Raw genomic sequence first — 24,082 nt, 5'->3', positions numbered from 1 at the left:
CCAAATCCTTGAGGCCATTCCTTTGACCTGGAAGCGTCTTGGCCAGCGGTTTATGAACGAGGGGTCATGACGCGTGCGCACAACGTCCCCGGCGGGCCGGACGCCAAGGAGAGCGAGGCCTATGGACTGGTGCTGGGTCAGGTGATTGCCCAACTCCGTAGACAGCACGGGAACATGACCCAGGCCGAGTTGGCCCAGGGGCTGGGCATCTCCCAGTCGATGCTGTCGAAGATCGAGAGCGGAAAGCAGCCGGACGCTTACCTCTTCAGCCAGATCGCCCGGGTGTTCGGGCTCGACGTCCAGCAGCTGAATGCCCAGGTACTGGACGCGATGAAGCGCGCGCAGCGGGCCGCAGAGGCGGTGACCAACCAGCCCAAGGCCTCTTCGGGATGGGGAGAGCTGCTCGCACTGGCGGGCTTCGTGGGACTGGTGATGTTCGCGGTAGCGGCGGTCGTCGGGGACGACGCGAAGCCTTCCCCAGAGCCTTCTCCGGAACCGTCCCCGGAGCTCAAGCCGAAGTCCCCATAGGGAGTATCACGGGCGCACGGGTGCGATGCCCCGGCTGCGCTTCAGCGACGACGAGGCGAAGAACCCGCCGCAGGCCTCTCTCAGGGAACAGCCCTCGCACTCGCGGAAGTAGACGTTCTTCCAGTCGGAGATGCTCTTTCGCGCGAAGGGATGGAGGTCCGTGGGGAGCACGCAGAGCGGGTGGTTGTAGAGGGACGTGCTGACGCCTGCCCGGTCCAGGATCCGCACCGCTGCGCGCAGGGGCTCCTGGTAGTCGAGCGGATCTACCCAGAGCTTCGGAAGGTTTGTCTTCGCGAACCCCATCAACTCCAGCCCCATCAGCGCGACGTGGTCCACGAAGAGCAGGTTCCGGGCGATGAAGCGCGCCAGTTCCGGAAGACGCTCGTGGGTGAAGGCATGGATGACGACCCGGAGTTCCACCCGGATGCCCGCCCGCTTCAGGTTCAGGATGCCGCGAACGGTGTCGTCGTACGCCCCCCGCGCCTGCACGACGTGGTCATGCTCCTCGGGAAGGTCGGAGTACAGCGGGATGCCCACCATCAGGTCCGGATGCCGCAGCCGGCCCAGCCCCTGGGCGAAGCCCTCCTCCGAGAAGCGCCGGCCATTGGAGAGCATGTGGACCGCCGTCATCGGCAGATGCGTCTTCAACCGCTCCACGAGCCGCAGCAACCCCTCTCCCAGCAGCCCGGGCTCGCCTCCCGTGATGCCCAGCTCGCGGGTCTCCGGGGAGATCAGTGGGATGAGCTCCATCAGCTCTTCCAGCAACCAGGAGTCATCATGCGGGCGCGGCGGTTGCGAGCACATCAGGCAGTAGTTGTCGCATCGCTCCGTGACCAGCAGGCTGTTCGAGAGTGACGCCTTCCGGTAGAGCGCGCTCACCCTCCCCTGGGAAGGCTCCACCCTCACCACGTCTCCTTCCGCGAGAGGAAACAGACCGGCAGGCAGCAGATAGGCATCCGGAACCTCCACGTCAGGACGCCCACTCTCCAGCAAGTACGCGCGAAACCCCGGAGGCAATGGCCCCCGCGGCTCACGGACGAGGAGGATTTCCGGAGCCTTGGAGTCCGGTACGGCATGGGGTCCGACGCGGATCCGCCCGAGGAATGAATGAGTGGATGGGCGAGAAAGAGAACGGAGGCCCGGCGCGGACAGGGAAGGCATCATGGCTCACAGCCACCCGAGCAGTGTCTCGCGTGCCGACGGGTCATCTTCGAGCAGGGTGATGAGGTGCCGAAGCACCGCCATCTGCTTCTTGCAGAAGGCGCTGAAGGCTTTGTGCCCCACGGCGTCCCCCTGCGTCGCGCGGTGGAAGACAGGATCCGCGCCGCACAGCGGGAGGAAGGCGCAGTCGCTGCACATGGGCACGCCTTCCGGCATCGTATCGCTCAAGTGGGCCAGCAGGGTTTCAGACGTCAGGAGGGCGGCGTGGCCGTCGTTGGCGACATGCCCCAGCCGGAAGGACAGATCGCCCATCTCCGCCAGCATCCGGCCTTCGTCGGAGGCGTAGACAGCACCGTCGTAGTTGTAGACGAGCGCACCGATCCCCAGGCCCGCTGGCGACTGGAGGTCCACGTAGTTCGAGCCCCGGGGCAAGAAGAGCTTCTGCAGGAGGAGGGTAGTGAATTCCTCGCGCAGCGCGTACCCCTTGGCATTGAGTTCCAGGATGTGCGCGAGCCCTCGCTGGTAGAAGGCGATCCACCGGTCGACGTCGTAGTCCTGGCCGCCCTTCCCTCGGACCGCGAAACCATAGGGGCTCAGGTTGCGCAGGAAGATGGAGTGAAACCCCAGGCGCACGTATTCGTCGATGATCTCCTCCACCCGGTCCAGGCTGGTGCGCGTGGTGGTCATGAGCGCGGATACAGCCTCGCCGCCCAAGGCCTCTCTCGCACGGCGGATGCCCTCCACCGTCCGTTGGTGGCTGTTTCCACCTCGTACGGGACGGTGGGCGTTGTGCAGCGTTTCCGGTCCGTCGAGCGACGTGGAGAGGAAGATGCCGTGCTGCTTGCAGAACGACAGCATCTCCTCAGACAACGGGGACAGGTTCGTCGCAATGACGAACTGGAGGTCCCGCCCCAGCGGCTGGTTCAGCGTCAGGGCGCGTTCGACGACATGGCGGATGAGACCGAAGTTGAGCAGCGGCTCGCCCCCCTGGAACTCAATCTTGAGCGCGGAAGAGGGACTCTGGAACACCAGGTCCAGGGCCCGGTCCGCGTGCTCCCGCGTCATGTCGAACCGGGTCCGGTCCTCCACCTGACGCGACACCTGGCAGTACTGGCAGGAGTGGTCACACCGCAGCGTGACCACGAAGATGTGCAGGCCTGTGAAGGACGCGAGCTGTTCGGCCCGCGTCCGGTATTTGAGCGCCAGCAGGTCCAACGCCACGCGCGACCGCCGGTCGAACATGAAGTGCCGGGACTTGAGCGCCTTGTACGTTGGAGAGTCCGGCGGCAGCGTGCGCTGCACGAAGGCGACCAAGTGCTCGCGCGAGAGCACCACGTGTTCCCCCACGTCGTTGGTCACCACGTACCGGCGGTCATCCAGCGGGCTGAACCGGAAGGGCGAGAGCCGGTAATCTGGGTCGGGTCCGAAGGCCGTGCGTTCCTGGAACATGGAGCGGTTCTCAGTCCCGCCGGATGAGGCCGGTCCGGGAGAAGGCCTGGGCGAGAATCAACGCGCGCACGGACCGCGTCTCCTCGCCAATCTGTTCGCGCAACTCCTGGTCCAGCAGTTCCTGGAAGTAGCGCCGGACGACATTGAGAGCCTCTGCCTCGCGGGTGTCTGGACGGAAGAGACAGGTGACCGGGAGGAGCTGCCCGTCCGGAGTGCCCAAGACCACCGTGAAGTGCTCCGCGAAGCGGTAGCTGGCCTTCTGTACGGCGGCGAGGCGGTAGACGCGCAAGTCGAGCGTGAGGAGGACCACCCCCTCGTGGAAGGAGAAGGCTCCGGGCACGTCCGGCGACAGGGAAGGACTACCACTCAAGCATCACCTCGCCAGTCTGTCCTTCGAGAAGCTCCACCTCCACCGTGACCTGCCCGACGAAGCGGTTTTCTACGCGGACGGCGTGCGTCCCCGCCGGAAGCTCCAGGGGCGCCGTCACGTCCTGCCCTACGGGCTTGTCGTCCACGAAGATGCGGCCACCGGGGAACGCGACGAACGAGACGCGGGCGGGCCGCGGCACGCGCGGCGGCACTTCGGCCCTCTGGGAGGAAGTGGACTCGGATGCGGTAGACGTACCGGCGCTCCGGGAGGGTGGAGGACTGGGCGTCGAGGACTGGGATGGCCCGGGCGGCACATAGGTGGGGACGTAGACGCGACGGGAGCCGCCGCTGCCCGAATAGTGGCTGCGATGCGAGGAATGGGAGCGGTGCGAGCGGTGCCCTGCGAGCAGGACGGGAGGCCCGCCTGCGGGCTCCACCAGGAGCACTTCGTGGTGCGAGTCCTCTTCCTCCTTGCGGCGGAAGGGGTCGCCCGAAGTCTCCACGCCGGGAACCAGAAGGCCCGAGGGTGCGGCGCCGCCAATCAACGCAAGCAGCGCGGAGCTCACGGAGAGCAGGACTGGAGGTTTGTGGCTCATGGCTTCAGGTCCCCCACACGCAGCTCCATCAAATCCGAGTTCCGCCACCGGGCGACGACTGGCACCGTCCCTACCGTCCAGGTGGACATTGTGGGGCCCTGCGTCCCCTCCCTCGCTGGCGGGGCGGGAAGCGGAACGGGCTGGCCCAGCGCTTGCGACAGCAAGGCCACGGTTTCCTCCGCTTGAGCAGGTGCGTTGAGGACACGGCCCGCCTTGTCACGGCCCACCAAGTAGACGCCCACGCAGCGATCTCTCTCCATGGAGCAGTGGAGCAGCACCGTGTCCGATTCGAGGGTGAGGATCCGTGCCGAGGGTGCCTCCGAGAGGCGAAACAGTTGGAGCACCACAGCCCGCTCAGCGCCGACCAGGGCCAGCTTCCCCCGCTCCTGCCGGGCCCAATTGCTGGCATCGAGCGACCGCGCCGCCAGTTCCCGGTCTCCAGGAAGCTTCGCAGCGGCTTCAACTCCCGCGAGAACCTGATCCACGCGCTGAATCCAGACGAGATCGGACTCTCCGGCGCGGATGGGGGGAGTGAGCGTCTTCATCAAGGCCTCACGGGCCCGGACACGCTGCTGCTCGACCGCTTCCTGTTGCTCACGGGCGGCCTTCCAACGGCAGTTGCCTCCAACGCACGCCGTGGAGGGAACGGCCCAAGGGTCCGGTTCAGATCCCAGGGCCGCTGGCCCCAGGAGGACGGCCAGACCTCCCACGAAGGCTTTCCACCCCCGAAGCCCCTGTCTGTCCATGCGCGCCTTCACCCCTTGCCTGACACCGGGGCGAATAATGCCGGAACGTGCTTCGAATGCATATCCCTCCAAAGAGGGAGGCAGGACCGCTCAGGAAGCGAGCCAGACGCCGCCGACCTCCTGGCTTGGGCCCGTCGTCCACCAGCGCAATGAGAAGACTGGTGGGCTGGAGCCCCACGAGCTTGGGTACAGGGTGGAAACTCCTTACAGCAAGGAGCGCACAGGGGTGGCGGCGTACAGGGGCGGGCCCCCATGCCCCAACTGTCCATCCGTGTTGGTGCCCCAAGCCCACGGAATTCCGTCGCCGGAGGTCAGGGCCACCGAGAACACTTCAACGCTGACGGCGGCGCAGGACGCCACGGACGTCACCCCACTCAGCCCTGTCAGCTGCACAGGAGTCCTGCGCGAGGTGATCGTGCCGTCTCCCAGTTGGCCATAGGAGTTCGTCCCCCACGCCCACACGGAGCCCTCCGCGTCCATGGCGAACGAGTGGTAAGCGCCCGCGGACACGGACACCACGTCCCTCAGCCCAGGGAGCTGACCCGGGGTCCAGTGAGAAGCATTGCCAGAGCCATCCCCCAATTGCCCGTTGGCGTTGAACCCCTACGCCCACACGGTGCCATCGGAGCGCACCGCCAACGAGTGGAAGGCACTCGCGGCCACGGACACCACATCACTCAAGCCGGAGACCTGCACGGCCCAGCTGGCTATAGGCATTGCGCCCCGCAGCCCAGAGCGTGCCATCGGGATGCACGGCCAGGGAGTGACTCTCTCCCGCAGCCACACGCACGGGCCCCCGGGCCATCTTCACCTCAGGGCGTTGCGAGACAAACGCCTTGGCCTCCTCCACGGATTGCCCACAGCCCACAGCCAGCCACATTCCGAGTCCCGTCCCCAGAACCCGGTACAGCCACCCCTTCACACGTCTTTGCATCATTCGGCTCCCTGAAATCGCGTCGATCATCCAACGCGGGAGAGCCGCTTTCTTCCCGCCCGGCAGGCCGTGACGCCGCGCGGGCGCTGGGTGGCTGAGCTAAAGTGGGAGCCACGATGAAGACCATTGGACTGTTGGGTGGAATGAGCTGGGAGTCTTCGGCCGAGTACTATCGGATCGCCAATGAGTACATGAAGGCCCGGCTCGGCGGTCATCACTCCGCGAAGATCGTCCTCTACAGCGTCGACTTCGCTGAGATCGAGAAGTGCCAGAGCGCAGGACGGTGGGACGAGGCGGCCGTTCTCCTGAAAGCAGCCGCCCAGTCCATCGAACGCGCTGGCGCAGACATCCTGGTGCTCTGCACCAACACCATGCACAAGCTCGCGGAGGAGCTCAAGGCCAGCATCCGCATCCCCTTCCTGCACATCGCCGAGGCGACGGGGCAAGAGATCATCCACCAAGGCGTGAAGTCCGTGGGGCTCCTGGGAACGCGCTACACCATGGAGCAGGATTTCTACAAGGGCAAGCTGCTGGAGATGGGGCTCACCGTCGTGGTGCCTCCGGAGGAGGAGCGCCAGGTGGTTCACCGCATCATCTATGACGAGCTGTGCCTGGGCCGCGTGAACGGCGCCTCACGCGAGCATTACCAGCGCATCATCCAGGGGCTCATTGCCCAAGGCGCGCAGGGGATCATCCTTGGCTGCACGGAGATCACCCTGCTGATCAAACAGAAGGACGTCCCGGTCCCCGTGTTCGACACGACGTCCATTCACGCGATCAAGGCCGCAGAGTTCTGTCTGGCTTCGCGTTCGTGAGCACCGGGGCGAACCGTTGGACAAAGGTTGCAGGGGCCTTCGCCGCTCCCGCCGTCAGTACGCGCTGCCGTCCCGGCGCGTGTAGACCCACGCGCCCTCGGCGTTCTTGCTGCACACGAGGTCAACGTCGGAGTAGCCGACCGTGTCCGCCGGGGCGCGGTTGCCGATCTCGAGGTAACGCGCCGGCTGGCCGCTCCGGTTGACAAGCTGGTGGCCGTTCGTAGACCCGGCGGGGAAGCCCGCACACATCCCCGCCGTCAGCACCTGTTCGCCCTCGTCGGTGCGCAGCACGACTTCGCCTTCGAGGATGAACACCAGTTCGTCTTCGCACGCATGGTAGTGGCGCAGCGACGACTCCTTGCCGGGAAAGAGCGTCGTGAGGTTCACGCCGAAGCGCGTGAGGCCCAGCGCGTCGCCGAGCGCGCGCTTTTCGCGTGGCGTCACGCGAGGGCGGAACACCTCCGGGTAACCCGACGTGGTACGCGGCGTGAGGGTGGACGGATCGAGGGCGGGGCGTTTGAATGTCATGGGGTCTCCTTGGGAGCCGGGACTGGGTCGAAGCGGAAGACGGTGCACTGCGCGGACTCGCGTGAGGCGAACTCCGCCGCGAAGCTGCGGAGCTTCGGGAACGAGTCGAGGGACACCGACGGCCGGAAGACGATGTGTTCGACGAGGCAGAAAAGCGCCACCTCGAAGACGCTGACGTCACGCGGTAATGGCAATTCCGCGAGCACCTGGCCGAGGTGCGCGTCGAGCCACGTGAGCGCGCCGAGCATCCCAGCCTTGGCCTTCGTGAAGAAGATGTTCTCGGCCGGGAGCTTCGCGAACTGAAGGCCGACGACGAGCTGCACCTGCGCTGCCATCGCGTGCCACACCAGCTCTTGCGCGCTGCGCACGAGGTCCGAGGTGACGTGATGAGAGAGCACGACGCGCGGATCGTTCGCACGGCCTGCGATCTCCGCGAGCCTGCGGCAGATGTTGTCCGTCCCGAAGAGCAAGGCACCTTCGACATGGAGCGCCGGGAGCTTCAGGGCGGGGTGCCCACCGTAAGCCGCGGGATCGAGGCTCGTGAGGTCATGCACGACGTCGAGCTCGACCGGCACGGCGAGTTCGTGCGCGAACATCCTCGCGACGCGCGTGAAGTGAGAACCACTGCGTCCGGTGAGCCGGAGCGGGAGCGGGAAGTGTGAGTGCATGGGGGTTGGCCTCGAGCGCCAGCTAACGTTCGACGCTCGTGTAGTGCCCGAGGATGTGTTCGACGAGGACGGGCATGGGCAAGCTCCTGTTGATGGGTCAAGTTAGCATCACAAAGCAGGCCATGAACGCGGGGCGGGAGGGCACAGAGGGACCGGGAAAGGCCTCTGACGGGGACGCGGGTGATGCTCCCGGGCGGTGGGCTCGAGTTCTGAGGCAGCGCCCCTCAGAAGTCCCGGATGCGGTCCACCAGCTCCGCGTGCTCCACGAACTGGTTCACGTTGCCCTGCAGCCCGGAGATGCGGCGGTTGCGTGCCACCTCGGCCGCGTCCACCGTGTCCAGCGTGTTCCACTGGCGCAGCACGGACTCCTCGTCGTTGGGGATGGCCTTGTTGTACTCCGCCGAGAAGTAGAACATCGCCCGCGCCACGTTGCCCTTGTGCTCATCGGGCGGCTCGAACACCTTGCGCCCCTGCGCGTCCAGGCCGAACTTCGCGCCGTTCTGGCTCCACTGCACCGTCTTCACTTCCCCGAATGGGAAGTTGCCCCGCCTGGAGTTGGCCTTCGCATCCGTCGGGAACAGGTGGTGCAGGTCGCTCTTCGCGTCCCCCGTGGCCCCCTTCGACTGCGGCCAGGTGTGCTCCACGTTCATGTCCGTGCTGCTCGGGATGCGGCCCCCGGCGATCTCCCGCCCCGTGTACACGCACTCCACCTTGCCGCCGTGCACGTCCAGGTCCGTGAAGAGGATCTTCCGCGCCTCGTTGTAGCTGGGCACGTCCTTGCCCGCCGACGACTGCTGGATGGCCCGGAGCAGCGCCTGGTCGCGCAGCCCCTCGAATGGATCCGCCGGGGGCGTCTGTGGCGTCTCGGCGCGCTTCGCCCCCTTGGAGGAGGCCGAGGGGGTGAAGGAGTCTCCCCAGGCCATTGGGGCCGGGCGGCCCGAGGCACGCGGCGCAGCCGCCGGCGTGGAACGGGACACGGCCTCCGGGAACACCGGGGGCGTGGGACGGGAAGAGGTTCGCGGGAGGCTGAGTGGGTTCACCTCCGCATTATCGGCGTGTTTTGCCTACAGTTGCGCCTATACACCGACTTTGTAGAATCAAGGCCTTGAGCGCGAGGGCACCGTGAGACAGAGCCTGGCCGGGGTGGCGGCCGTCGCGGTGGCCGCCTCCGTCGTGGGCCTCTGGTTCCTCGGCGAGCCGGCTGAGCCGGAGGAGGCGTTGGCCGGCACCACCCTGGTGCGGGGCACCGGCGAGCCCCTCGCCCGGGTGGAGCTCCGCCTCATCCCCCGCGCCCTCCTGTCCAGCCTCCAGGACCCGGACGAGGTGGACGCCCGGCAGTTGCACGTCACCTCCAGCACCGGGAGCGGCGAGTTCCGCTTCTCGGACGTGCCCCCCGGCAAGTACCGGTTGGAGGCCCACGCGCCGGGCCATGTTCCGTATGTCTTGCCGCTCGTGCGGGTTCCTTTCCCCAGCCCGCTCACCTTGGATCTGATCCGGGGCGTCACCGTGGAGGGCATCACCGTCACCCCCCAGGGCACGCCCGTCCCCGGCGCGACGGTGCGGGCCACGGGTCAGACCCAGGCCACGGCCCTCACGGATGCCCAGGGCCGCTTCTCCTTCACGCTTCCCCCCGGCCGCCATGCCCTCTCCGCCGTGCGCGCGCAGGAGGCCGGAGCCCTGGGCGCGCCCATCCCCGTGAGCCTGGATCAGCCCTTGGGTGGGCTGCGCATCGTGCTGGGCGCGGGGGCCCGGCTCGAGGGCCACGTCACGCGCCCGGACGGTTCACCCGTGCTGGGCGCGCGGGTCGAGGTCTTCGCCGAGGGTACCCACGCCCCGGACCGCCGGGTGGGAACGGATGCGACGGGGGCGTTTCACCTCCGCCCGCTGGCACCGGGCACGTATCGCGTCCAGGCCTCCTCGCCCGAAGGAGGCCGGAGCCCGCCCCAGCCTGTCGAGCTGGCCGCAGGCGCACGTGTGGCCTTGACGCTGATCCCTGAAGCGAAAGGGCCTGCTCCTGGTGAGGGCGCCTACCGCCTCCAGGGCCACGTCACCGATTCACGGGGCCATGCCGTTCGGGACTTTCACCTGGAGGTGACGCCCCTGGACACGGAGGAGACGCGTGCCCTGGACTTCATGGGAGACCGGTTCGAGCTGGCGCTGTCGCCGGGGCGATACCGGCTCTATGTGTCTCTGGCCGATGGCGAGCGCACCGAGTGGACCTTCGACACGGAGGCCCGTGCCCTGACGTCCATCGACGTGCGCGTGTATCCCGGCGTGCCCCTCTCGGGGCGGATTGTCGACCCCATCACGCGAGAGCCCCTGAAGGACATCACCGTGCTCACGGCCCGGTACGGGCTGGCCGTCACGCAAGCGGATGGCCGCTTTGTGTTTCGCGATCTTCCCCCCGGAGCGCACACGCTCGAGCTCCAACGCCCGGGCGCGAAGGCCTTTCACCCCGTCACCCTGGAGCCTGGAAAGGCCCAGGAACTGGGAGACCTCCCGTTTGTTCCGGCTCCGCCCGCTCCGCGCTGAAGCCGTCCTGCGCCCCCAAGGGCCTTATTTCGGGGGAACCTCGGCCGAGCCCGTCCGGGCGTCGTAGGTGCAGTCGACGCTGATGTTCGTATAGGGCCTGCCCACGTAGAGCTGAACCTTCGCGGTGCCGTCCCCGCTCACATAGGCCCGGCCCGGAATCACCCGGGAGTACCGTTTGACGTCACGGGCGACCCGTTGGCACTGCTGGCGGGCTTCCTCCAGGTTCACCGTGGCCGCCTGCGCATTCCCCACGGGCTCCGCGGCCGCATCCGTCGCTTCCTCGCCGCTGCCGCCGTAGCCCATCGTCGAGGTTCCCATCGGGGCTGCCTGTTGTTCACGCGACGCTGCGCACCCCTGAAAGACCATTCCCGTCAGCGCCGCGATTCCTAGCACGCCTGCTTGCCATCGAAAAGCCATGTGATGCCTCCTGATCGTGTCGCTTCCGCAGGGAAAATCTGGGGATGGACCGCGTTGGGGGCATCAACAAGCAGGCGGAGGGGGCGTTGTCCCGCCGCACCTCCTCGCGTTGCGGCGGACCCTTCGAGGGCTGCGCCGGGTGCTTCAGCACAGCGCGAGCAGCGCGGCGCGCAGCCCGTCCGGGGAAGACGGGGACAGTCCCGCATCGATGGCCGCGTGGGTCTCCCGCCAGATGGGCACGGCGGCGGCCAGGGTCTCCAGGCCCTTCCCGGTCAGCGTCAGCAGCCGGCTCCGGCGGTCGCTGGGGTCCGCCTGAATGGAGACCAGCCCATCCCGCTCCAGCGGCTTCAGGGCGGCGGTCACCGTCGTGCGGTCCATCACCAGCAGCCGCGCCACCGCGCCCAGGGTGGCGGGCTGGGGCCGGTTGAGCGCGTTGAGCAGCGAGAACTGTCCGTGCGTCAGCCCCACGGGCCGCAGGGCCTCGTCGAACCGCCGGGCGAGCGCGCGCGCGGCCCGCTGCACGTGCAGGCACAGGCACGTGTCGCGCACCTCCAGCGTGGTCTCGAAGGGGACTTTCCTTGACATGCCAAACATTATGTTGATATCAACCTATCCTGTCAAACCGCACCGGTCCGGTGCACTTCCCGGAGGCTCCCGATGAAGTACGTGGATGGATTCGTGGCCGCTGTGCCCGCAGCCAACAAAGAGGTGTATCGCAAGCATGCCGCCGGCGCGGTGCACCTGTTCAAGGAGTTCGGCGCCACGCGCGTGGTGGAGTGCTGGGGCGACGATGTGCCGGACGGAAAGCTCACTGACTTCCGGCGCGCGGTGCAGGCTCAGGAGGGGGAGGTCGTGGTGTTCAGCTGGATCGAGTACCCCTCCAAGGAGGTGCGCGATGCCGCCAACAAGCGCATGATGACCGACCCGCGCATGCAGACGATGGGCGAGCAGATGCCGTTCGATGCCAAGCGGATGATCTTCGGCGGCTTCATGTCGATCGTGGATGAGTGAGGCCCCGGTCATGGCGAACGCTTCAGGCGACTTCATCTGGTACGAGCTGCTGACGACCGACCTCGGCGCCGCGGCCCGGTTCTACGGCGCGGTGCTGGGCTGGCGGACGCGCTCCATGGATGGCTCGGAAAAGGGCTACCGGCTCTTCGGAACCGGTGAGACGGACGTGGCCGGCTCGATGGAGATCCCCGTGAGCCAAAGCCCCACCGGGATGCGTCCCATGTGGCTGGGCTACGTGGCCGTGGACGACGTGGACGCGGCCGTGGCCCGCATCGTCGCCGCCGGGGGCGCGAAGCACCTGCCACCGGCCGATGTTCCCGGCGTCGGCCGCTTCTCGATGGTGGGGGATCCGCAAGGCGCGCTGTTCTACGTGATGCGCGGCGCGGTCGAGGGCGGGACGAGCACCTCGTTCCATCCCTCGAAGGCGGGCCATTGCCAGTGGAATGAGCTGGCCGCCAAGGAACCCGCAGCCGCCCTCTCCTTCTACGGCAGCCACTTCGGCTGGGAGAAAGGCGACGCGATGCCGATGGGCGAGCTGGGCGACTACCAGTTCCTCCAGCACCATGGGCAGACGTTCGGAGCCCTGATGCGCCAGCCCACGGAAGCGCTGCCGCCCCGGTGGATGTTCTACTTCGGCGTCGAGGACATCGACGCCGCCACGGCCACCGCCACCCGCGAGGGCGCCAAGCTGCTCGACGGCCCGTCCGAGGTTCCCGGCGATATCTTCACCAGCATCGTCGAGGACCCTCAGGGCGCGACGTTCGGCCTGGTGGGCCCCCGGAAGAAGTAGCGCGAACGCTACGGGGATTTCGTGAAGGGCACGTCCAGCACGGGCATGCCCTTCGCGCCCGGCACGTCGTAGTGCCACCACTCCATCTTGTTGCGCAGGAAGCCCGCGCCCTCCATGGCCTCCAGGAGAATCTTCCGGTGCTTGCGCGAGGCCTCGGTGCCGCCCTTGTAGCCATGGTGCGCCGCCGGGGTGAAGTCATCGAAGGGCGTGGGCATCTCCACCGCCTCGCCCTCGCGCGTCACCAGCGTCAGGTCCACCGCCGCCCCGCGGTTGTGGTTCGAGCCGAACTTGGGGTTCGCCACGTACCCGGGCTTCGGCACGAGCTTCCACATCTCCCACTGCACCGCCCGGGGCCGGTAGCAGTCGTAGACCTTCACCCGGTAGCCCTTCTCGCGCAGCACGTCCGCCGCCTTCTTCAGGCGCCGGGCCGCGTCCGGCAGGAGCAGGCACCGCGCGTCCTCCGGGTACACCTTGCGCTTCAGGAAGTTGTCCTCCGTGGCGTAGCGCATGTCCACCACCAGGTCCGGGACTGCCTCCGTGGCATCCACGAGCGGCGGCTCCTTGCCCGCCCCCAGCCACAGCGCCACCGCCAACGTCGCCGCGGGCAGCACCTCAGGCCCCTTCCGTGTAGGGCGTGGGATCCGGCACCCCCGCTTCCTGGAAGCCCTTCTTGCGCAGCAGGCAGCTGTCACAGCGGCCACACGCCCGGCCCTTCGCGTCCGGGTCGTAGCAGGAGTGCGTCATCCCGTAGTTCACCCCCAGCCGCGTGCCCTCCTGGATGATCTGCGCCTTGGTCATCCCCGACAGCGGCGCGTGCACCTGGAAGCGCTGTCCCTCCACGCCCGCCTTCGTCGCCAAGCCCGCCAGCGCCGCGAACGCCTCGATGAACTGCGGGCGGCAGTCCGGGTAGCCGCTGTAGTCCACCGCGTTCACCCCGATGTAGATGTCGTAGGCGCCCACCACCTCCGCCAGCCCCAGCGCCAGCGAGAGGAACAGCAGGTTGCGCGCGGGCACGTAGGTGACAGGAATGCCGTGGGACATCTCCGTCTCCGGCCGGTCCTTCGGCACCGCGATGTCCGCCGTCAGCGCCGAGCCGCCCACGCTGCGCAAGTCAATCGGCACCACGCGGAAGTCCCGGGCGCCCATCGCCAGGGCCACCTTGCGGGCGCGCTCCAGCTCCACGGCGTGGCGTTGTCCGTAGTCGATGGCCAGGCACACCGGCTCGAAGCCGGCTGCCTTCGCCATCGCCAGGCAGGTGGTGGAATCCAATCCCCCCGAGAGCAGCACCACGGCCTTCTTCATCAGTTCACCCGCGTCCCTTCCACCGTATAAAAGGCCCGGCACGGCGCCGTGCACGTGCAGTTCGTCTTACCCGGGATGAAGTCATCCGTCAGCGTCCCGCACGCGCGCTCCACGTCGTAGCCCGTGGGCGTGGGGCCCGGCGGCGTCCCGCCCCCGTCCGGCACGCCCCCGTCCACCAGCCCCGAGCACCGGCGGCCCACCAGCGTGTCCTGGCTGTTGCTCAGCAGGAGGACATCCAGGGCTTCCTCGACGGCGGCCCCCTCGCAGCTCGCCCCGCAGCTCGGCGGCCGCGTCTCCGCCTTGTGCACGGACACCACCCGGCCCCCGTCGAACCCCGCATCCCGCGAGAAGCCCTGCACGGTGAACCACCCCTGGGGTTGATCCGCGTTGCGCGAGAGTGTTCCCTCGAAGGTGAAGGTCCCCGCGTCCGTGAGCGAGGTGAAGTCCGGCCCCTTCAAGTCACACGTGGTGCGCTGGCGGTCCACCGTGGCCTCGAAGCGGAAGGTGCCCAGGACCTGGTCGCCAGGGAACACGGGGTCGGTGATGCAGGCGGCCGCCGCGATCAGCGCGGCAACGAGAAGGACAAGGCGTCGGAGGTTCATTCCCCCCGCAGCCTAACGTCACCGGGCCGCCTCCACGAGTTCCAGCACCGTGAATGCCACCGCGCGGAACGGCTCGCTGGTGGCCAGCACCGGGCCCAGCTCCACGGCGCGGGGATCTCCTCCGCGCACCCCGGGCGCCAGTTGTGCCAGCACCCGGCCCGCCGCGAGCGACGCGGGCACGGACCGGAAGGATGCCACCGCCGCCTCCCGCAGGCCCGGCACCTCTCCAGGCCGCGACAGGGCCACGCCCGCCTCGCCCAGGCTCAGCGCCAGCGCGCACAGGAAGCCCAGCTCCGCCGGGCCAAAGCACGTGAGCGCTCCGGCCCCCAGCACCAGCGCGTCCGGTCCCAGGAGGTACGCCTCCACGCCCCCCTCCGGGTCCAGCAGCACGCGCACCCCACCCGCGCCCAGCGCCTCCAGCGTGGGCCGCAGCGCGGTGTACAGGCGCGGGAGGCTCTCGCCCGTCACCGCCAGCGCTCCGGGCGGTGAGGGGTGGCGGAACTCCCCCGGCAGGGGCAAGGGCGTGACGGGGACGGCCGGGGCCGGGGCCTCGCTGGAGGACAGCGCCGCGGCGATGCCATCCACGCGCTCGGCGGCCTCGGGGCGCCCCAGCAGCCGCAGCGCCTCCGCGAACAGCGTCCACCCGTCCACGTCCACCGGCCGCGCCCGCAGAAGTCCAGGCCAGAGCCGCGTGGCCAGCGCCGCGCCCTCGCGGGTTGGCGACAGGCGCTCGGCCACCAGGCGCGTGGCCTCCGGCGAGAGGGCCTCCCGCTCCAGGAGCCGTCCGGCCAGCCGCGCCGCGAAGGCCAGGAGCTGGGCGTCCAGGTACTGCCGGAGGATGGACTCCAGCTCCGCGGGCGCCTCGGTCAGCCGCTCGCGCAGCAGCAGCGCCTCGCCCGTGAGGCCCCGCTCCTCCGCCAGCCGCACGCGGCGGGCCAGCCGCTCCGGCGTCTCTGGAAGGGCCTCGAGCTGCGCCGCCGCTTTCTCGGGCTGCCACAGGGCCTCGTGGGCATCCGCCCAGCGCTCCCGGTAGGGCGCCATGGCCTCGGCGCCCACCAGCGCTTCCAGGCGCTCGGCCATGACCACGAAGGGGGCGCTCTCGTCCTTCTCGTCGAGCAGCGCCAGCAGGTGCTTCACCGCCGCCTGGTTCGTGGCGTCCTCGGTGAGCACCTGCTCGAAGGCCTGCCGCGCCCGGGCCCGCTGGGAGAGCGTCAGCAGCAGCTCGCCGCGCTCCAGGCGCAACGCCACGCGCTCCGCGAGGTCCGCTTCGCCCTCGATGAGCTGCTCCAGCGTCCGCTCCGCGTCCTCCTTCAGGCCCTCGGCGCGCTCGTGGCCCAGGCGCTCGCGCAGCAGCGCCGTGCGGCGCTCCGGCCAGTGCTCCGCCGCCACCCCGAGCGCTTCGATGCGTTCAGCGGCGTGCCAGGTGCGCACGTGGACGAGCAGCGCCCCGGCGAGCTCTTCCGGAAGCTGGCCCACGGAGGACAGCAGCCCCCGCGCCCGCGCGGGGAACGCCTCGTGGGTGCTCAGCAGCTCGAAGGCCCGCAGGCGCAGGGCTCCCGGCGCCTCCGCCTCCTCCAGCACCTCGGCCCGCAGGGCCTCGCTCCGCGCCGACTCCTGGGAGGAGAGCCGGTCCGCCAGCGTCAGCAGCCCCGCGAAGTCCCCTTCCTCGCGCAGGCCCCCCACCAGCCGGTCCACGGCGCCGGGGGACTCTTCCGGCTGCGCCACGAGCGCCCAGAGGGCCTCGCGCACGCGTGCTTCGTCCCGCGCGCTTTCGGCGAGGGCCAGGGCGTCGGACAGACGGCCCTCGGCCATCGCCGGTGGGAAGCCCACCGCCAGCGCCCGCTCCGGCGCGCCCAGCCGGAGGAAGCGCCTCGCCCACTCCGAGGGCGCCAGGGCCTCGGGCGCGTCGGTCACGAGCCGCTCCAGCACCTCCAGCGCCTCGGCCTCTTCTCCTGCCTCCTCCCAGAGCCCCGCGGCCTCCAGCAGCAGCGCGGACTGCTCGTCCGCCTTCGCCGCGCGAGCCGCCAGCAACAGCGTCCTCGCCGCGCGGTCCGTCTCCCCCGCGGCCTGGTGCAGGCGCGCCTGCAACCGCAGCGTGGGCACCCGGGGCGACACGGACGCCGCCGCCTTGGCCGCCTTCAGGGCCTCCGGCAACCGGCCCGCGGTCTCGAAGTCCTCCGCCGCGGAGACGAGCAGCGCCACCTTCGTGGCCTCGCCGCTTGCCAGCTCCGAGCGCGCCAGGCGGATCTCCGCGCGGCGCAGCGGCGCATCGTCGAGCAGGGGCTCCAGCGCATCCAGCGCGTCGGCGTAGCCCACGCCCGAGGGGCCCTGCTCCACCACCTCTTCCAGCGCCCGGCGCGCCAGGGGGAACTGGCCCGCCGCACGCGCCAGAGAGGCGAGCTCCAGCCGCAGCAGGGGCGCCTCGTCGGCGTCCTGCGTCCGGGCCACCAACCGCTCCAGCGCCTCCAGCAGGCGCACGGTATCGCCCCGCTGGCGCAAGCCGTCCACGAACTGGCGCAGCGCCACCTCGTGAGAGGGGTCCGTCTGCGCGGCCCGCTGCCGCAGCTTCCAGGCCCAGTCGTCGTCGCCCAGCTCGGCCTCGGCCACGGAGGCGGCCGCCAGCAACAGCTCTGCGGCGCGCGGGCCGCCCACGGCGCTGGCGCCCGACTCGTACACCTCCAGCAGCTCGCTGTGCCAGCCCAGGGTACGCAGTCCCTCCACCGCCCGGTCGATGAGGGCCGGGTCCGCGGGGTGCAGGCGCGCCAGGGGCAGCAGCGCGTCGATGGCTTCGCTGGGGTCCTCGAAGAGGTCCGCGGCGCGGCGGTAGAGCACCTCCGCTGTCGCGCCCTCCGCCCGGCGCGCGAGCTGAATCGAGGCCCGGAACAGGCCCGGGTTGTCCCCGGTCCGCGCGTAGGCCTCCGAGAGCAGGGACAGCGCTTCCTGGCCGCGCTCCCCCTCGGGGTCCAGCGCCACCACCGCCTCGAAGGCATCCGCCGCGTCCCGGTACGCGCCGATGGCGAGCGAGGCATGGCCCAGCCGCATCCACGTCCGCACGCGCACGGGCACCGGCAGCCCCTGGCCCACGGCCACCAGGCGCCGGTCATAGGGCTGCGAGGCGCTCGGGCCCCCGCCCTGTGCCGCCAGCTCCGCGCGCGCGGCCAGCGCCTCCATGTCCTCCCCCGCTTGGGCGAGGTAGGCGTCGAAGGCCTCCGCGGCCAGCAGCGTCTCCCCGGCCTCCAGCAGCCGCTCCGCGCGCTCGCGCAGCAGCGGCCGGGCCTCTTCGTCCGGCAACGCGGCCGCGCGCTGGGCGAGCAGGTCCACCAGCCGGCGCACGTCCCCGGCCATCCGCTCGCGCAGCAGCTCGAAGGCCTCGGTGTTCGTGGCGTCCAGTTCGAAGGCCTGGTCCTCGCACAGCCGGGCGCGCTCCATCGCGCCGTCTTCCCGGAAGGAGCGCGCCGCGGCCAGGTAGCTCGCGGCGGCCTCGCGCGGAGGCTGGTGCTGGGCCCGGCGCAGCATCAGCGCCGCCAGGGACTGCGTGTCGCCCGTCTTCGTCAGGAACTCCCGCTGCCGGGTGAAGACCGGCTCGCGGAAGGGGTCCGTCTCCAGGAGGATGGCGTCGAACTCCGCGGCGTCCTCGGCGCGGCCCACCTCGTGCAGCAGCTCCGCGGTCTGGGCGGTGAGCTCCAGGTCATCCGGAGCGGCAGCCCGGGCGGCCAGGAGCGCGATGACGGCCGCGTCGGGACGCCCCGCGCGCTCCCGGTAGATCGATGCCGCGCGGCGCAGCAGGGCCGAGCGGCGGGCAGCGTCCGGCTCCGCCTCGGCGCACTCCTCGTACCAGGCGGCCAGCTCCGCGAGCCGGCCCTCCCGCTCCAGCAACTCCGAGAGGAGCTGCTCCGCCTCGGTCAGCCCCCGGTCCCTGCGCAGCGCTTCCCGGAGCGAGGCTTCCGCCTTGGCCGCGTCGTCCAGCACCCCGAGGTACAGCCGCGTCAGGCGCAGCAGCACCTCGCCCTGCTCGCGCGCCCCCGCCTGCAACGGCAGCGTGCGCTCCAGCCAGCGGGCCTGCGCGGCCGGATCGCTCCGGCGCACGGCCAGCCCCTCGCCCATCCGCGCCGTCTCAAGGTCCGCGGCCAGCGTGAAGGAGCGCTCCAGGGACGCCTCGGCCGCGAGGAGGTCCAGCTTCACGTCCTGCAGCAGCTCCGCGCGGCGGCGCTCGTAGGCGGCGGCCCCGGCGGGCTTCTCCTGGGAGACCAGCAGGTCGCGGAGGATGCCGAGCGTCTCGAGCGCCTCGTCCATCCGCCCCGAGTCCTCGGCGAGCCGGGCCTCTTCGTCATACGCGGCGAGCGCCGTGTCCACCTGCCCTGCCCGGACCGCGAGCGTGGCCACCCGGCGCAGCTCCACCAGCAGCTCCAGCGTCCGGCCGCGCTCCCGGTAGAGCGCCGCGAGGGACTGGCGCAGCGGCAGGGGCTCGGAGGCCATCTCCGCGGCGCGCGCGAGCAGCGAGGCCGCCACATTCACGTCCGCCAGCGAGGCGAGGGCCCGCTCCGACAGCGCCACCAGCCGCTGGGCCGTCTCGTCCGAGGGCGGCAGGGCCTTCGCGTGCGCGACGAGGGCCTCGAAGGCCGCGCGCGGGTCGTCCCGCTCCAGCAACACCGCGAGCCGCTGAACGGCTTCCTCGTTCAGGGGACGCTGCGCCGCCAGGCGCCGCCAGGCGTCCACCGCGCGCTTCGGATCCCCGGCCCGCTCGGCCAGCTCGCCCAGGCGCCGCAGCGTGGCCTCCGCCGCCTCGGGGGCGCCCGTGAAGTCGGCCCGGGCCGCGAGCTTCTCCTGAAGGGGCAGCGCTTCCTTCACATCCCCCGCCTGGAACAGCAGCCCGGCGAGCTCCTCCAGGTGCTTGCCCTCGGCGGGCACCAGCGCGTGGGCACGCCGGGCGAGGACCAGGGCCCGGTCCTGCTCGGAGGCCTTCTGGGCATGGGCCGAGGCCTCCCACAGCAGGTCAGCGGCCTCGGAGGGCGACTGCTGGGGAACCGCTTCCTCCAGGAGCGTGGCGGCCTCCAGAAGGCTGCCCTGGCCCACCACGAGGGTGACGAGCTGGCGCCGGACGCGCATGTCCTCGGGGGACAGGCGCAGCGACTCGCGCAGCGCCGCCTCGGCCTCCGCGGGCTGCGCCAGCCTGTCGAGGTACAGCCCCGCCAGCTCCGCATATAATGATGCGGCGGTGGAGGCCGGGGCATGCGGCGCCTCGGCGGCCAGAAGCTCGGCGAGCGCGGACCAGTCCTCCAGGCGGCGCAGCACACGCTGTAGCGCGAGGGTGGCCCCTGGGTGACGCGGGCTGAGCGCGAGCGCCCCTTCCAGGCTGCGCGCGGCCTCCTCCAGCAAGTCCCGCTGCTCCAGCAGCGCGGCGCGGGAGAGCAGGGCCTCCACCCGGCGGGGCAACGGGCCCTGGCGTGCGGCGTCCGCGAGCGCTTCCGCCTCGGCCTCCGGCTGTCCGTCCCGGCGCGCCAGCGTGGCCAGGGAGAAGAAGGCCTCGCACCGGTCGGCGGGCAAGAGCTCCAGCCCGAGGACAGCGCGCAGGGCCTCGCGGGCAGGCTCCCGGACATCCTTCTCCACGAGCGTGGCGGCCAGCACGAGCAGGCGATCCCGGGCGCGCTCCCCCACGCTGGAGTCGGCGGCCACGGCACGGCGCCAGGCCGACAGCTCCGCCACCTCGTCCTGGGCCACGTGGGCCAGCTCGGCCAGGGCCAGCCAGAGCGGCGCGGGGCGCAGCGCCAGGCGCGCGGCCTCGGTGTAGTCGTCCCGGGCGGCCTCGGCGCGGCCCGCGCCCCGGTGGAGCGCGGCGCGGCGGGCGAGCAGCGTGGCACGCTCCTCCCCTTCGGCGGCGGAGAGCTGGGTGCCCAGCAGGACGAGGCGCTCGGCCTCCTCCTCCGGCGTTCCCGTGCCCGGCGCGGGGAGCAGGTCCATCAGCGCCCGCGCGGCCCAGAGGTCCGTGGGCTCCTCGGCGAGCAGGGCTCGCAGGGCGGTGGCGGCCTCGGCGGGCCGTCCCAGGGAGAGGGCCAGCTCCGCCAGCTCGCGCCGGGCCTGGCGCTGGGCCTCGCCGCGCAGCCGGGGCCACAGCTCCGTCAGCAGATCGGCCAGCGCATCACGGGCCCCCGCCTTGCGGTGCAGCTCCACGAGTTCGAGCTGGGCCTCCAGGTCCGACGGCGCGTGGGTGCTGTACTGAGCCAGCAGGCGCCGGGCGGCATCCGGGCGGTTCGCGCGCACCGCGGCGGTGGCGGCCTTCCGGTTGAGCGAGAGCAGCTCGGTCTCGCGCGGCGCATCCGGATCCGAGAGGGGCAAGGCCAGCACGGCCTCGAGGTCCTCCAGCGCCCCGCGTGGATCCGTGGGCAGCCGCAGCTCGGCCCGGCGCACGCGCGCGGGGGAGAAGGTGGCATCCCGCTCCAGGGCCTCGGCGAGGTACGTCTCCTCCCGGGCGCTGCCCGTGGCCAGGAGGGAGGCGCGGAAGAGCAGCCGCGCGCCCAGGCGCGTGTCGGCGATGAGGCCGGCCTTGCGCGCGTAGAGCCGGGCCGCCTCCAGCTTCTCGCCCCGCTCCAGCTCCAGCTCGGCGAGCAGCTCCAGCACCTCGGCGGCCAGGGGCCCCTGAGGGTCCGCGTCCAGCGCGGAGGACAGGCGCAGCAGCGCCGCGGGCTTCTCGCCCCGGGACAGGAGGTGGCGCGCGCTCTTGAGGAACAGCGGCGCGGCCTCGGCCACGCGGTCCGCGGAGGCCAGGGCCTGCGCCCGGGTGGCCCACAGCTCGGCCAGCTCGCGCGTCTCGCCCAGCTCCGTGTAGAGCGACTCCAGCCGGGTGGCGAGCGCATCGTCCAACCGGCGCAGGGGGAAGGCCTGCGCGTAGGCGGCCACGGCGGCCTCGCGGTCCCCCAGCATCTCGCACGCGCGGCCCAGGCGGGCGCGGATGTCGGCCAGGCGCTCGGGCGCGGCGGTGCGCGGCAGCGAGGACAGCAGGGACTCCAGGGCGCGCCGGGCATGCTCCGGCCGCTCGCAGCGCAGCGACAGGTCCGCCAGGTCCAGCAACACGGCGGCATCCGGCGTCAGGCGGGCGGCCTTCTCCAGCGCCACCAGCGCCTCGCCCACCCGGCCCAGCCGCGCCTCCAGCACCCCCGCCAGCTCGCGCAGGGCCGCCGCCGCCAGCCGCTTGTCGCCTTGCGCCTCGGCCACGCGCGCGCGCTCTTCCAGGGCGGTGGCCAGGCCGCCCATGTCCGAGCGCTTGCGCTGCAGCGCGCACAGCTCGCCCAGCGTGGGCAAGTCATCCGGCTCGGCCCGGAGCACTTCCTGGAGCGCGTGGACGGACAGCTCCAGGTCGAAGGTCAAATCGCGCGCCGCCACGGCGAGGCGCCGGTACTTCTGGGCACGCTCCTGCGGCTCCGCCGTCAGCCGCGCCAGTGCCCCGAGGCACCGCGTGAGCTGCCGTCCATCCCGCTGGGCCTCGGCCAGGGCGAGCAGGGCCTCCAGCGCGGGCTTGTGGTCGGGGTCTGCTTCCAGCGCGGAGGTGAGCAGGCGCTCGGCCTTCTCCGGCTGCTGGAGCCGGGCGCGGTACAGCTCGCCGGCCTCCGCCCACAGGGCGGCGCGCTTGCCGGGCTCCTCGTACACCGCGGCGGCCTTCTCCAGCGCATCCGCCAGTTCCTGCGTGCGGCCGGTGGCCCGGAAGTACGGGATCAGCTCTTCCAGGGCCGGCAGGTCCCTCGCGTCCAGCGCGAGCGCGGCCTCCAGGTGCTCCCGGGCCCGGGCGGGGTCTCCCAGGCGCGTGCGGCTCAGCCGGGCCAGGGCGTGGTGGCTGGCGTGCGCGGCGCGGCGCACGGACTCCGAGCGCGGCGCGGGCCCGGCAAGCTCCAGCGCCTGGAGGTACCCATCGAGCGCCTCCTGCACCTTGCCCAGGGACTCGGCCACGCGCGCGGCGGCGAAGCGGGGCTCGGCCTCGCCGGGCATCAGCGTCACCGCCTCGCGGTAGCGCAGCAGGGCGTTGTCGAGCTGCTGGAGCCCCTCCTCCCAGACGCGGCCCGCCAGCAGGTTCGCCTGCCCCACCCGGTCCAGCTCGTGCCGGGCCAGGGCCACCTCGCGCAGCCGGTCCAGCGCCTTGAGGGCGCGCAGGTGCTCGCCGCCGCGGTGGCACAGCTCGCCCAGCAGCAGCAGGGCATCGGGCTGATCCGGGGCCAGCCGCAGCGCCGCCTCGCAGTGCAGGCGCGCGCCGGCGATGTCGTCCTCCGTCTGGGCGCACAGGCGCGCCAGGTGCACGTGGGCGTCGGCGGCCTCGACGGGGTCCCTCGCCAGCGCGGCCAGCCGCCGGTAGGCACGCACCGCCCCGGCCCGGTCCTTCGCCAGGTCCGAGGCGCGCGCCAGGGACTTGAGCGAGGGCAGGTGGTCGGGCTTGAGGCCCAGCAGCTCGTGCAGCGCCTTCACCGCCACCTGGGGCGCGGTGTCGCGCGAGCAGCGCGCGGCGGCCTCGGCAGCGTGGAAGGCGGCGGCGTCCTCGGAGGTGCGGCGCGACAGGGCACTCAGGGCCAGGTAGCGCTCGGCGGCCCGGGGCCCCTCGCCCCGGCGCTCGCGCACCACCGCCTCGCCCCAGAGGGCCGCGGGGCTCTTCTCGCGGCGGCGCAGCAGGGCCGACGCCACATCCAGCGCCAGGTCGTGCGCCTGGGGGTCCGCGACGAGCAGCGACAGGAGCCGCTCGGCGGCAAAGGGGTGCGCGTCCTGCGCGTCCCCCACCTGGAGGTAGGCCTCGCGCGCCTCGGCCAGACGGCCCTCGGCGATGAGCGCCTCCTGCTCCGCGAAGGCCCGCGCGCCCTCCAGCGTCATCAACAGCTCATCATCCGGAGCCGCCGGCGGGGGCAGCCCTCCGGCCGCGAAGCGCAGGCGCAGCCCCTTGCTGGACACCTCGGCGGCGGACAGGCGCGCCTGGTCCAGCTCCGGCATCTTGAAGCCCCGCGTCACCGCGGCCTGCTGGCACAGCGCGGGCAGCACCCGGGTGGAGAACCCGGTGGCGCCCTGCACCTCCACCTCGGGCAGCAGCCCCAGCTCCGCCACGGCCGCCGCCAGCACCCCCGGCACCTGCACGGAGGCGGTGGGCGAGAAGCCATAGAGGCGGACGTCGTACAGGTAGAGCGCCAGCTTCTCCCCGTCCCCATCGAAGGCGACCTTGAAGGTGACGGGGGTGCGCTCCGGGCCGAGCAGCCGGGCCTGCCCCTCCAGGTACCCCGGGCGGAAGTGGAGCTTCAGCTCCTCGATGCCCGAGAGCCGTCCGGCCAGCTCCGACACCTTGCGGGCCACCAGGTCCGCGTCGACGGTCAACTCCAGGAAGCCAAAGAGCAGCTTCTTGCGCTGGTAGCGCGAGGGCCCGGCGCTGAAGTTGAACGGGAAGGTGACGTCCGGAATCTGCAGCGCGAAGTCGGTGATGGACAGGCCGGGCGCGAGCACCAGCGGCGGAAAGCCCACGAAGGCTCGCCGGTCCAGCAACCGGAGCTCGGGGGACACGGCGCGCGTGTCGGGCGCGGGCTTGGAGGAATCGCTGTCGGTGGCCATCGGGGTTGGGTGCCCAGGAAGCTAACACGCACCCTAAGCCCTCGGAATTTTTACCAATCCCCTGGCT

Annotated in this window: 22 protein-coding genes and 1 pseudogene; 5 read left to right on the top strand and 18 right to left on the bottom strand. The window is 71.2% G+C overall.

Going from position 1 to position 24,082, the window contains the following annotated elements; translation table 11 throughout:
• Positions 1–66 precede the first annotated feature (66 nt).
• A complete protein-coding gene (locus KY661_RS02410) occupies positions 67–528 on the top strand; it encodes a helix-turn-helix domain-containing protein (RefSeq protein WP_225408639.1) in 462 nt (153 codons plus the stop codon).
• Between the two features lie 6 nt (positions 529–534).
• Here the strand turns inward: KY661_RS02410 and hxsC are convergent, their stop codons facing one another.
• The 9 genes and pseudogenes from hxsC to KY661_RS02370 all read right to left on the bottom strand — a co-directional run bounded on the left by hxsC (position 535) and on the right by KY661_RS02370 (position 5,654).
• Complete coding sequence (gene hxsC / locus KY661_RS02405) at positions 535–1,689, bottom strand: His-Xaa-Ser system radical SAM maturase HxsC (RefSeq protein ID WP_225409172.1); 1,155 nt, start codon at positions 1,687–1,689, stop codon at positions 535–537.
• Between the two features lie 6 nt (positions 1,690–1,695).
• Positions 1,696–3,138: a His-Xaa-Ser system radical SAM maturase HxsB gene (gene hxsB / locus KY661_RS02400; protein WP_225408638.1), complete on the bottom strand. Its 1,443-nt coding sequence runs from the start codon at positions 3,136–3,138 to the stop codon at positions 1,696–1,698.
• Positions 3,139–3,148: 10 nt separating this feature from the next.
• Complete coding sequence (gene hxsD / locus KY661_RS02395; protein ID WP_225408637.1) at positions 3,149–3,508, bottom strand: His-Xaa-Ser system protein HxsD; 360 nt, start codon at positions 3,506–3,508, stop codon at positions 3,149–3,151.
• Positions 3,498–4,103, bottom strand: coding sequence for a hypothetical protein (locus KY661_RS02390; protein WP_225408636.1), 606 nt, complete (start codon positions 4,101–4,103; stop codon positions 3,498–3,500). The genes hxsD and KY661_RS02390 overlap by 11 nt, the downstream gene beginning before the upstream one ends.
• Complete coding sequence (locus KY661_RS02385; RefSeq protein WP_225408635.1) at positions 4,100–4,648, bottom strand: hypothetical protein; 549 nt, start codon at positions 4,646–4,648, stop codon at positions 4,100–4,102. Before KY661_RS02385 ends, KY661_RS02390 begins: the two co-directional genes overlap by 4 nt.
• Positions 4,649–5,053: 405 nt before the next feature.
• On the bottom strand, positions 5,054–5,359 hold the full coding sequence (locus tag KY661_RS02380; protein ID WP_317987211.1) for an RCC1 domain-containing protein: 306 nt from the start codon (positions 5,357–5,359) through the stop codon (positions 5,054–5,056).
• A gap of 27 nt (positions 5,360–5,386) precedes the next feature.
• Positions 5,387–5,431 (bottom strand): annotated as a pseudogene (locus KY661_RS37505) (hypothetical protein); the annotation flags it as partial.
• Positions 5,432–5,452: 21 nt separating this feature from the next.
• On the bottom strand, positions 5,453–5,566 hold the full coding sequence (locus tag KY661_RS02375) for an RCC1 domain-containing protein (RefSeq protein ID WP_225408633.1): 114 nt from the start codon (positions 5,564–5,566) through the stop codon (positions 5,453–5,455).
• Positions 5,523–5,654: an RCC1 domain-containing protein gene (locus KY661_RS02370; protein ID WP_225409171.1), complete on the bottom strand. Its 132-nt coding sequence runs from the start codon at positions 5,652–5,654 to the stop codon at positions 5,523–5,525. Before KY661_RS02370 ends, KY661_RS02375 begins: the two co-directional genes overlap by 44 nt.
• 245 nt (positions 5,655–5,899) lie before the next feature.
• Here KY661_RS02370 and KY661_RS02365 point away from each other — a divergent pair, with 245 nt between their 5' ends.
• Complete coding sequence (locus tag KY661_RS02365; RefSeq protein WP_225408632.1) at positions 5,900–6,598, top strand: aspartate/glutamate racemase family protein; 699 nt, start codon at positions 5,900–5,902, stop codon at positions 6,596–6,598.
• Between the two features lie 54 nt (positions 6,599–6,652).
• On the opposite strand, the gene KY661_RS02360 is transcribed toward KY661_RS02365, so the two are convergent.
• The 3 genes from KY661_RS02360 to KY661_RS02350 form a co-directional block, all read right to left on the bottom strand.
• The gene (locus KY661_RS02360; RefSeq protein WP_225408631.1) at positions 6,653–7,126 is read right to left on the bottom strand and encodes a cupin domain-containing protein; all 474 of its coding nucleotides are present in this window, start codon (positions 7,124–7,126) and stop codon (positions 6,653–6,655) included.
• Positions 7,123–7,794 (bottom strand): glutathione S-transferase N-terminal domain-containing protein, encoded by a 672-nt coding sequence (locus KY661_RS02355; RefSeq protein ID WP_225408630.1) that lies wholly within the window; start codon positions 7,792–7,794, stop codon positions 7,123–7,125. The genes KY661_RS02360 and KY661_RS02355 overlap by 4 nt, the downstream gene beginning before the upstream one ends.
• Positions 7,795–8,018: 224 nt before the next feature.
• Positions 8,019–8,771, bottom strand: coding sequence for an endonuclease I family protein (locus tag KY661_RS02350; protein WP_225408629.1), 753 nt, complete (start codon positions 8,769–8,771; stop codon positions 8,019–8,021).
• A 145-nt stretch (positions 8,772–8,916) separates the two neighbouring features.
• Between KY661_RS02350 and KY661_RS02345 the strand changes: the two genes are divergently transcribed.
• A complete protein-coding gene (locus KY661_RS02345; protein ID WP_225408628.1) occupies positions 8,917–10,326 on the top strand; it encodes a carboxypeptidase regulatory-like domain-containing protein in 1,410 nt (469 codons plus the stop codon).
• A 24-nt stretch (positions 10,327–10,350) separates the two neighbouring features.
• Here the strand turns inward: KY661_RS02345 and KY661_RS02340 are convergent, their stop codons facing one another.
• Positions 10,351–10,644, bottom strand: coding sequence for a hypothetical protein (locus KY661_RS02340; RefSeq protein ID WP_225408627.1), 294 nt, complete (start codon positions 10,642–10,644; stop codon positions 10,351–10,353).
• 243 nt (positions 10,645–10,887) lie between these two features.
• Entirely contained in the window at positions 10,888–11,328 is a 441-nt protein-coding gene (locus tag KY661_RS02335) for a MarR family winged helix-turn-helix transcriptional regulator (protein ID WP_225408626.1), read from the bottom strand.
• 72 nt (positions 11,329–11,400) lie between these two features.
• On the opposite strand from KY661_RS02335, the gene KY661_RS02330 reads away from it, so the two are divergent.
• Positions 11,401–11,754, top strand: coding sequence for a DUF1428 domain-containing protein (locus KY661_RS02330; protein ID WP_225408625.1), 354 nt, complete (start codon positions 11,401–11,403; stop codon positions 11,752–11,754).
• 10 nt (positions 11,755–11,764) lie between these two features.
• Positions 11,765–12,544, top strand: coding sequence for a VOC family protein (locus KY661_RS02325; RefSeq protein ID WP_225408624.1), 780 nt, complete (start codon positions 11,765–11,767; stop codon positions 12,542–12,544).
• Between the two features lie 8 nt (positions 12,545–12,552).
• Here KY661_RS02325 and ddpX read toward each other — a convergent pair whose 3' ends face one another.
• The 4 genes from ddpX to KY661_RS02305 are packed head-to-tail and all read right to left on the bottom strand — an operon-like array spanning position 12,553 to position 24,015.
• Complete coding sequence (ddpX, locus tag KY661_RS02320) at positions 12,553–13,155, bottom strand: D-alanyl-D-alanine dipeptidase (protein WP_225408623.1); 603 nt, start codon at positions 13,153–13,155, stop codon at positions 12,553–12,555.
• A 1-nt stretch (position 13,156) separates the two neighbouring features.
• Positions 13,157–13,849, bottom strand: coding sequence for a 7-cyano-7-deazaguanine synthase QueC (queC, locus tag KY661_RS02315; RefSeq protein ID WP_225409170.1), 693 nt, complete (start codon positions 13,847–13,849; stop codon positions 13,157–13,159).
• Positions 13,846–14,448 (bottom strand): hypothetical protein, encoded by a 603-nt coding sequence (locus tag KY661_RS02310; RefSeq protein WP_225408622.1) that lies wholly within the window; start codon positions 14,446–14,448, stop codon positions 13,846–13,848. The genes queC and KY661_RS02310 overlap by 4 nt, the downstream gene beginning before the upstream one ends.
• Before the next feature lie 18 nt (positions 14,449–14,466).
• Positions 14,467–24,015, bottom strand: a complete 9,549-nt coding sequence (locus tag KY661_RS02305; protein WP_225408621.1) for a flagellar hook-length control protein FliK — start codon at positions 24,013–24,015, stop codon at positions 14,467–14,469.
• Positions 24,016–24,082 lie beyond the last annotated feature (67 nt).

Source organism: Allostigmatella hybrida, from assembly GCF_020103775.1.
Lineage (GTDB): Bacteria > Myxococcota > Myxococcia > Myxococcales > Myxococcaceae > Hyalangium > Hyalangium aurantiaca.
The sequence above is the reverse complement of the archived record's forward strand: the minus strand, read 5'-3'. Positions and strand labels throughout refer to the sequence as shown.

Bases quoted from the DNA above. Each gene is read 5' to 3' on its own strand.
- KY661_RS02410 (WP_225408639.1), top strand. From the start codon at position 67: ATGACGCGTGCGCACAACGTCCCCGGCGGGCCGGACGCCAAGGAGAGC.
- hxsC (WP_225409172.1), bottom strand. From the start codon at position 1,689: ATGCCTTCCCTGTCCGCGCCGGGCCTCCGTTCTCTTTCTCGCCCATCC.
- hxsB (WP_225408638.1), bottom strand. From the start codon at position 3,138: ATGTTCCAGGAACGCACGGCCTTCGGACCCGACCCAGATTACCGGCTC.
- KY661_RS02390 (WP_225408636.1), bottom strand. From the start codon at position 4,103: ATGAGCCACAAACCTCCAGTCCTGCTCTCCGTGAGCTCCGCGCTGCTT.
- KY661_RS02385 (WP_225408635.1), bottom strand. From the start codon at position 4,648: ATGAAGACGCTCACTCCCCCCATCCGCGCCGGAGAGTCCGATCTCGTC.
- KY661_RS02375 (WP_225408633.1), bottom strand. From the start codon at position 5,566: ATGCCTATAGCCAGCTGGGCCGTGCAGGTCTCCGGCTTGAGTGATGTG.
- KY661_RS02370 (WP_225409171.1), bottom strand. From the start codon at position 5,654: ATGGCCCGGGGGCCCGTGCGTGTGGCTGCGGGAGAGAGTCACTCCCTG.
- KY661_RS02365 (WP_225408632.1), top strand. From the start codon at position 5,900: ATGAAGACCATTGGACTGTTGGGTGGAATGAGCTGGGAGTCTTCGGCC.
- KY661_RS02360 (WP_225408631.1), bottom strand. From the start codon at position 7,126: ATGACATTCAAACGCCCCGCCCTCGATCCGTCCACCCTCACGCCGCGT.
- KY661_RS02355 (WP_225408630.1), bottom strand. From the start codon at position 7,794: ATGCACTCACACTTCCCGCTCCCGCTCCGGCTCACCGGACGCAGTGGT.
- KY661_RS02340 (WP_225408627.1), bottom strand. From the start codon at position 10,644: ATGGGAACCTCGACGATGGGCTACGGCGGCAGCGGCGAGGAAGCGACG.
- KY661_RS02335 (WP_225408626.1), bottom strand. From the start codon at position 11,328: ATGTCAAGGAAAGTCCCCTTCGAGACCACGCTGGAGGTGCGCGACACG.
- KY661_RS02330 (WP_225408625.1), top strand. From the start codon at position 11,401: ATGAAGTACGTGGATGGATTCGTGGCCGCTGTGCCCGCAGCCAACAAA.
- KY661_RS02325 (WP_225408624.1), top strand. From the start codon at position 11,765: ATGGCGAACGCTTCAGGCGACTTCATCTGGTACGAGCTGCTGACGACC.
- KY661_RS02310 (WP_225408622.1), bottom strand. From the start codon at position 14,448: ATGAACCTCCGACGCCTTGTCCTTCTCGTTGCCGCGCTGATCGCGGCG.
- KY661_RS02305 (WP_225408621.1), bottom strand. From the start codon at position 24,015: ATGGCCACCGACAGCGATTCCTCCAAGCCCGCGCCCGACACGCGCGCC.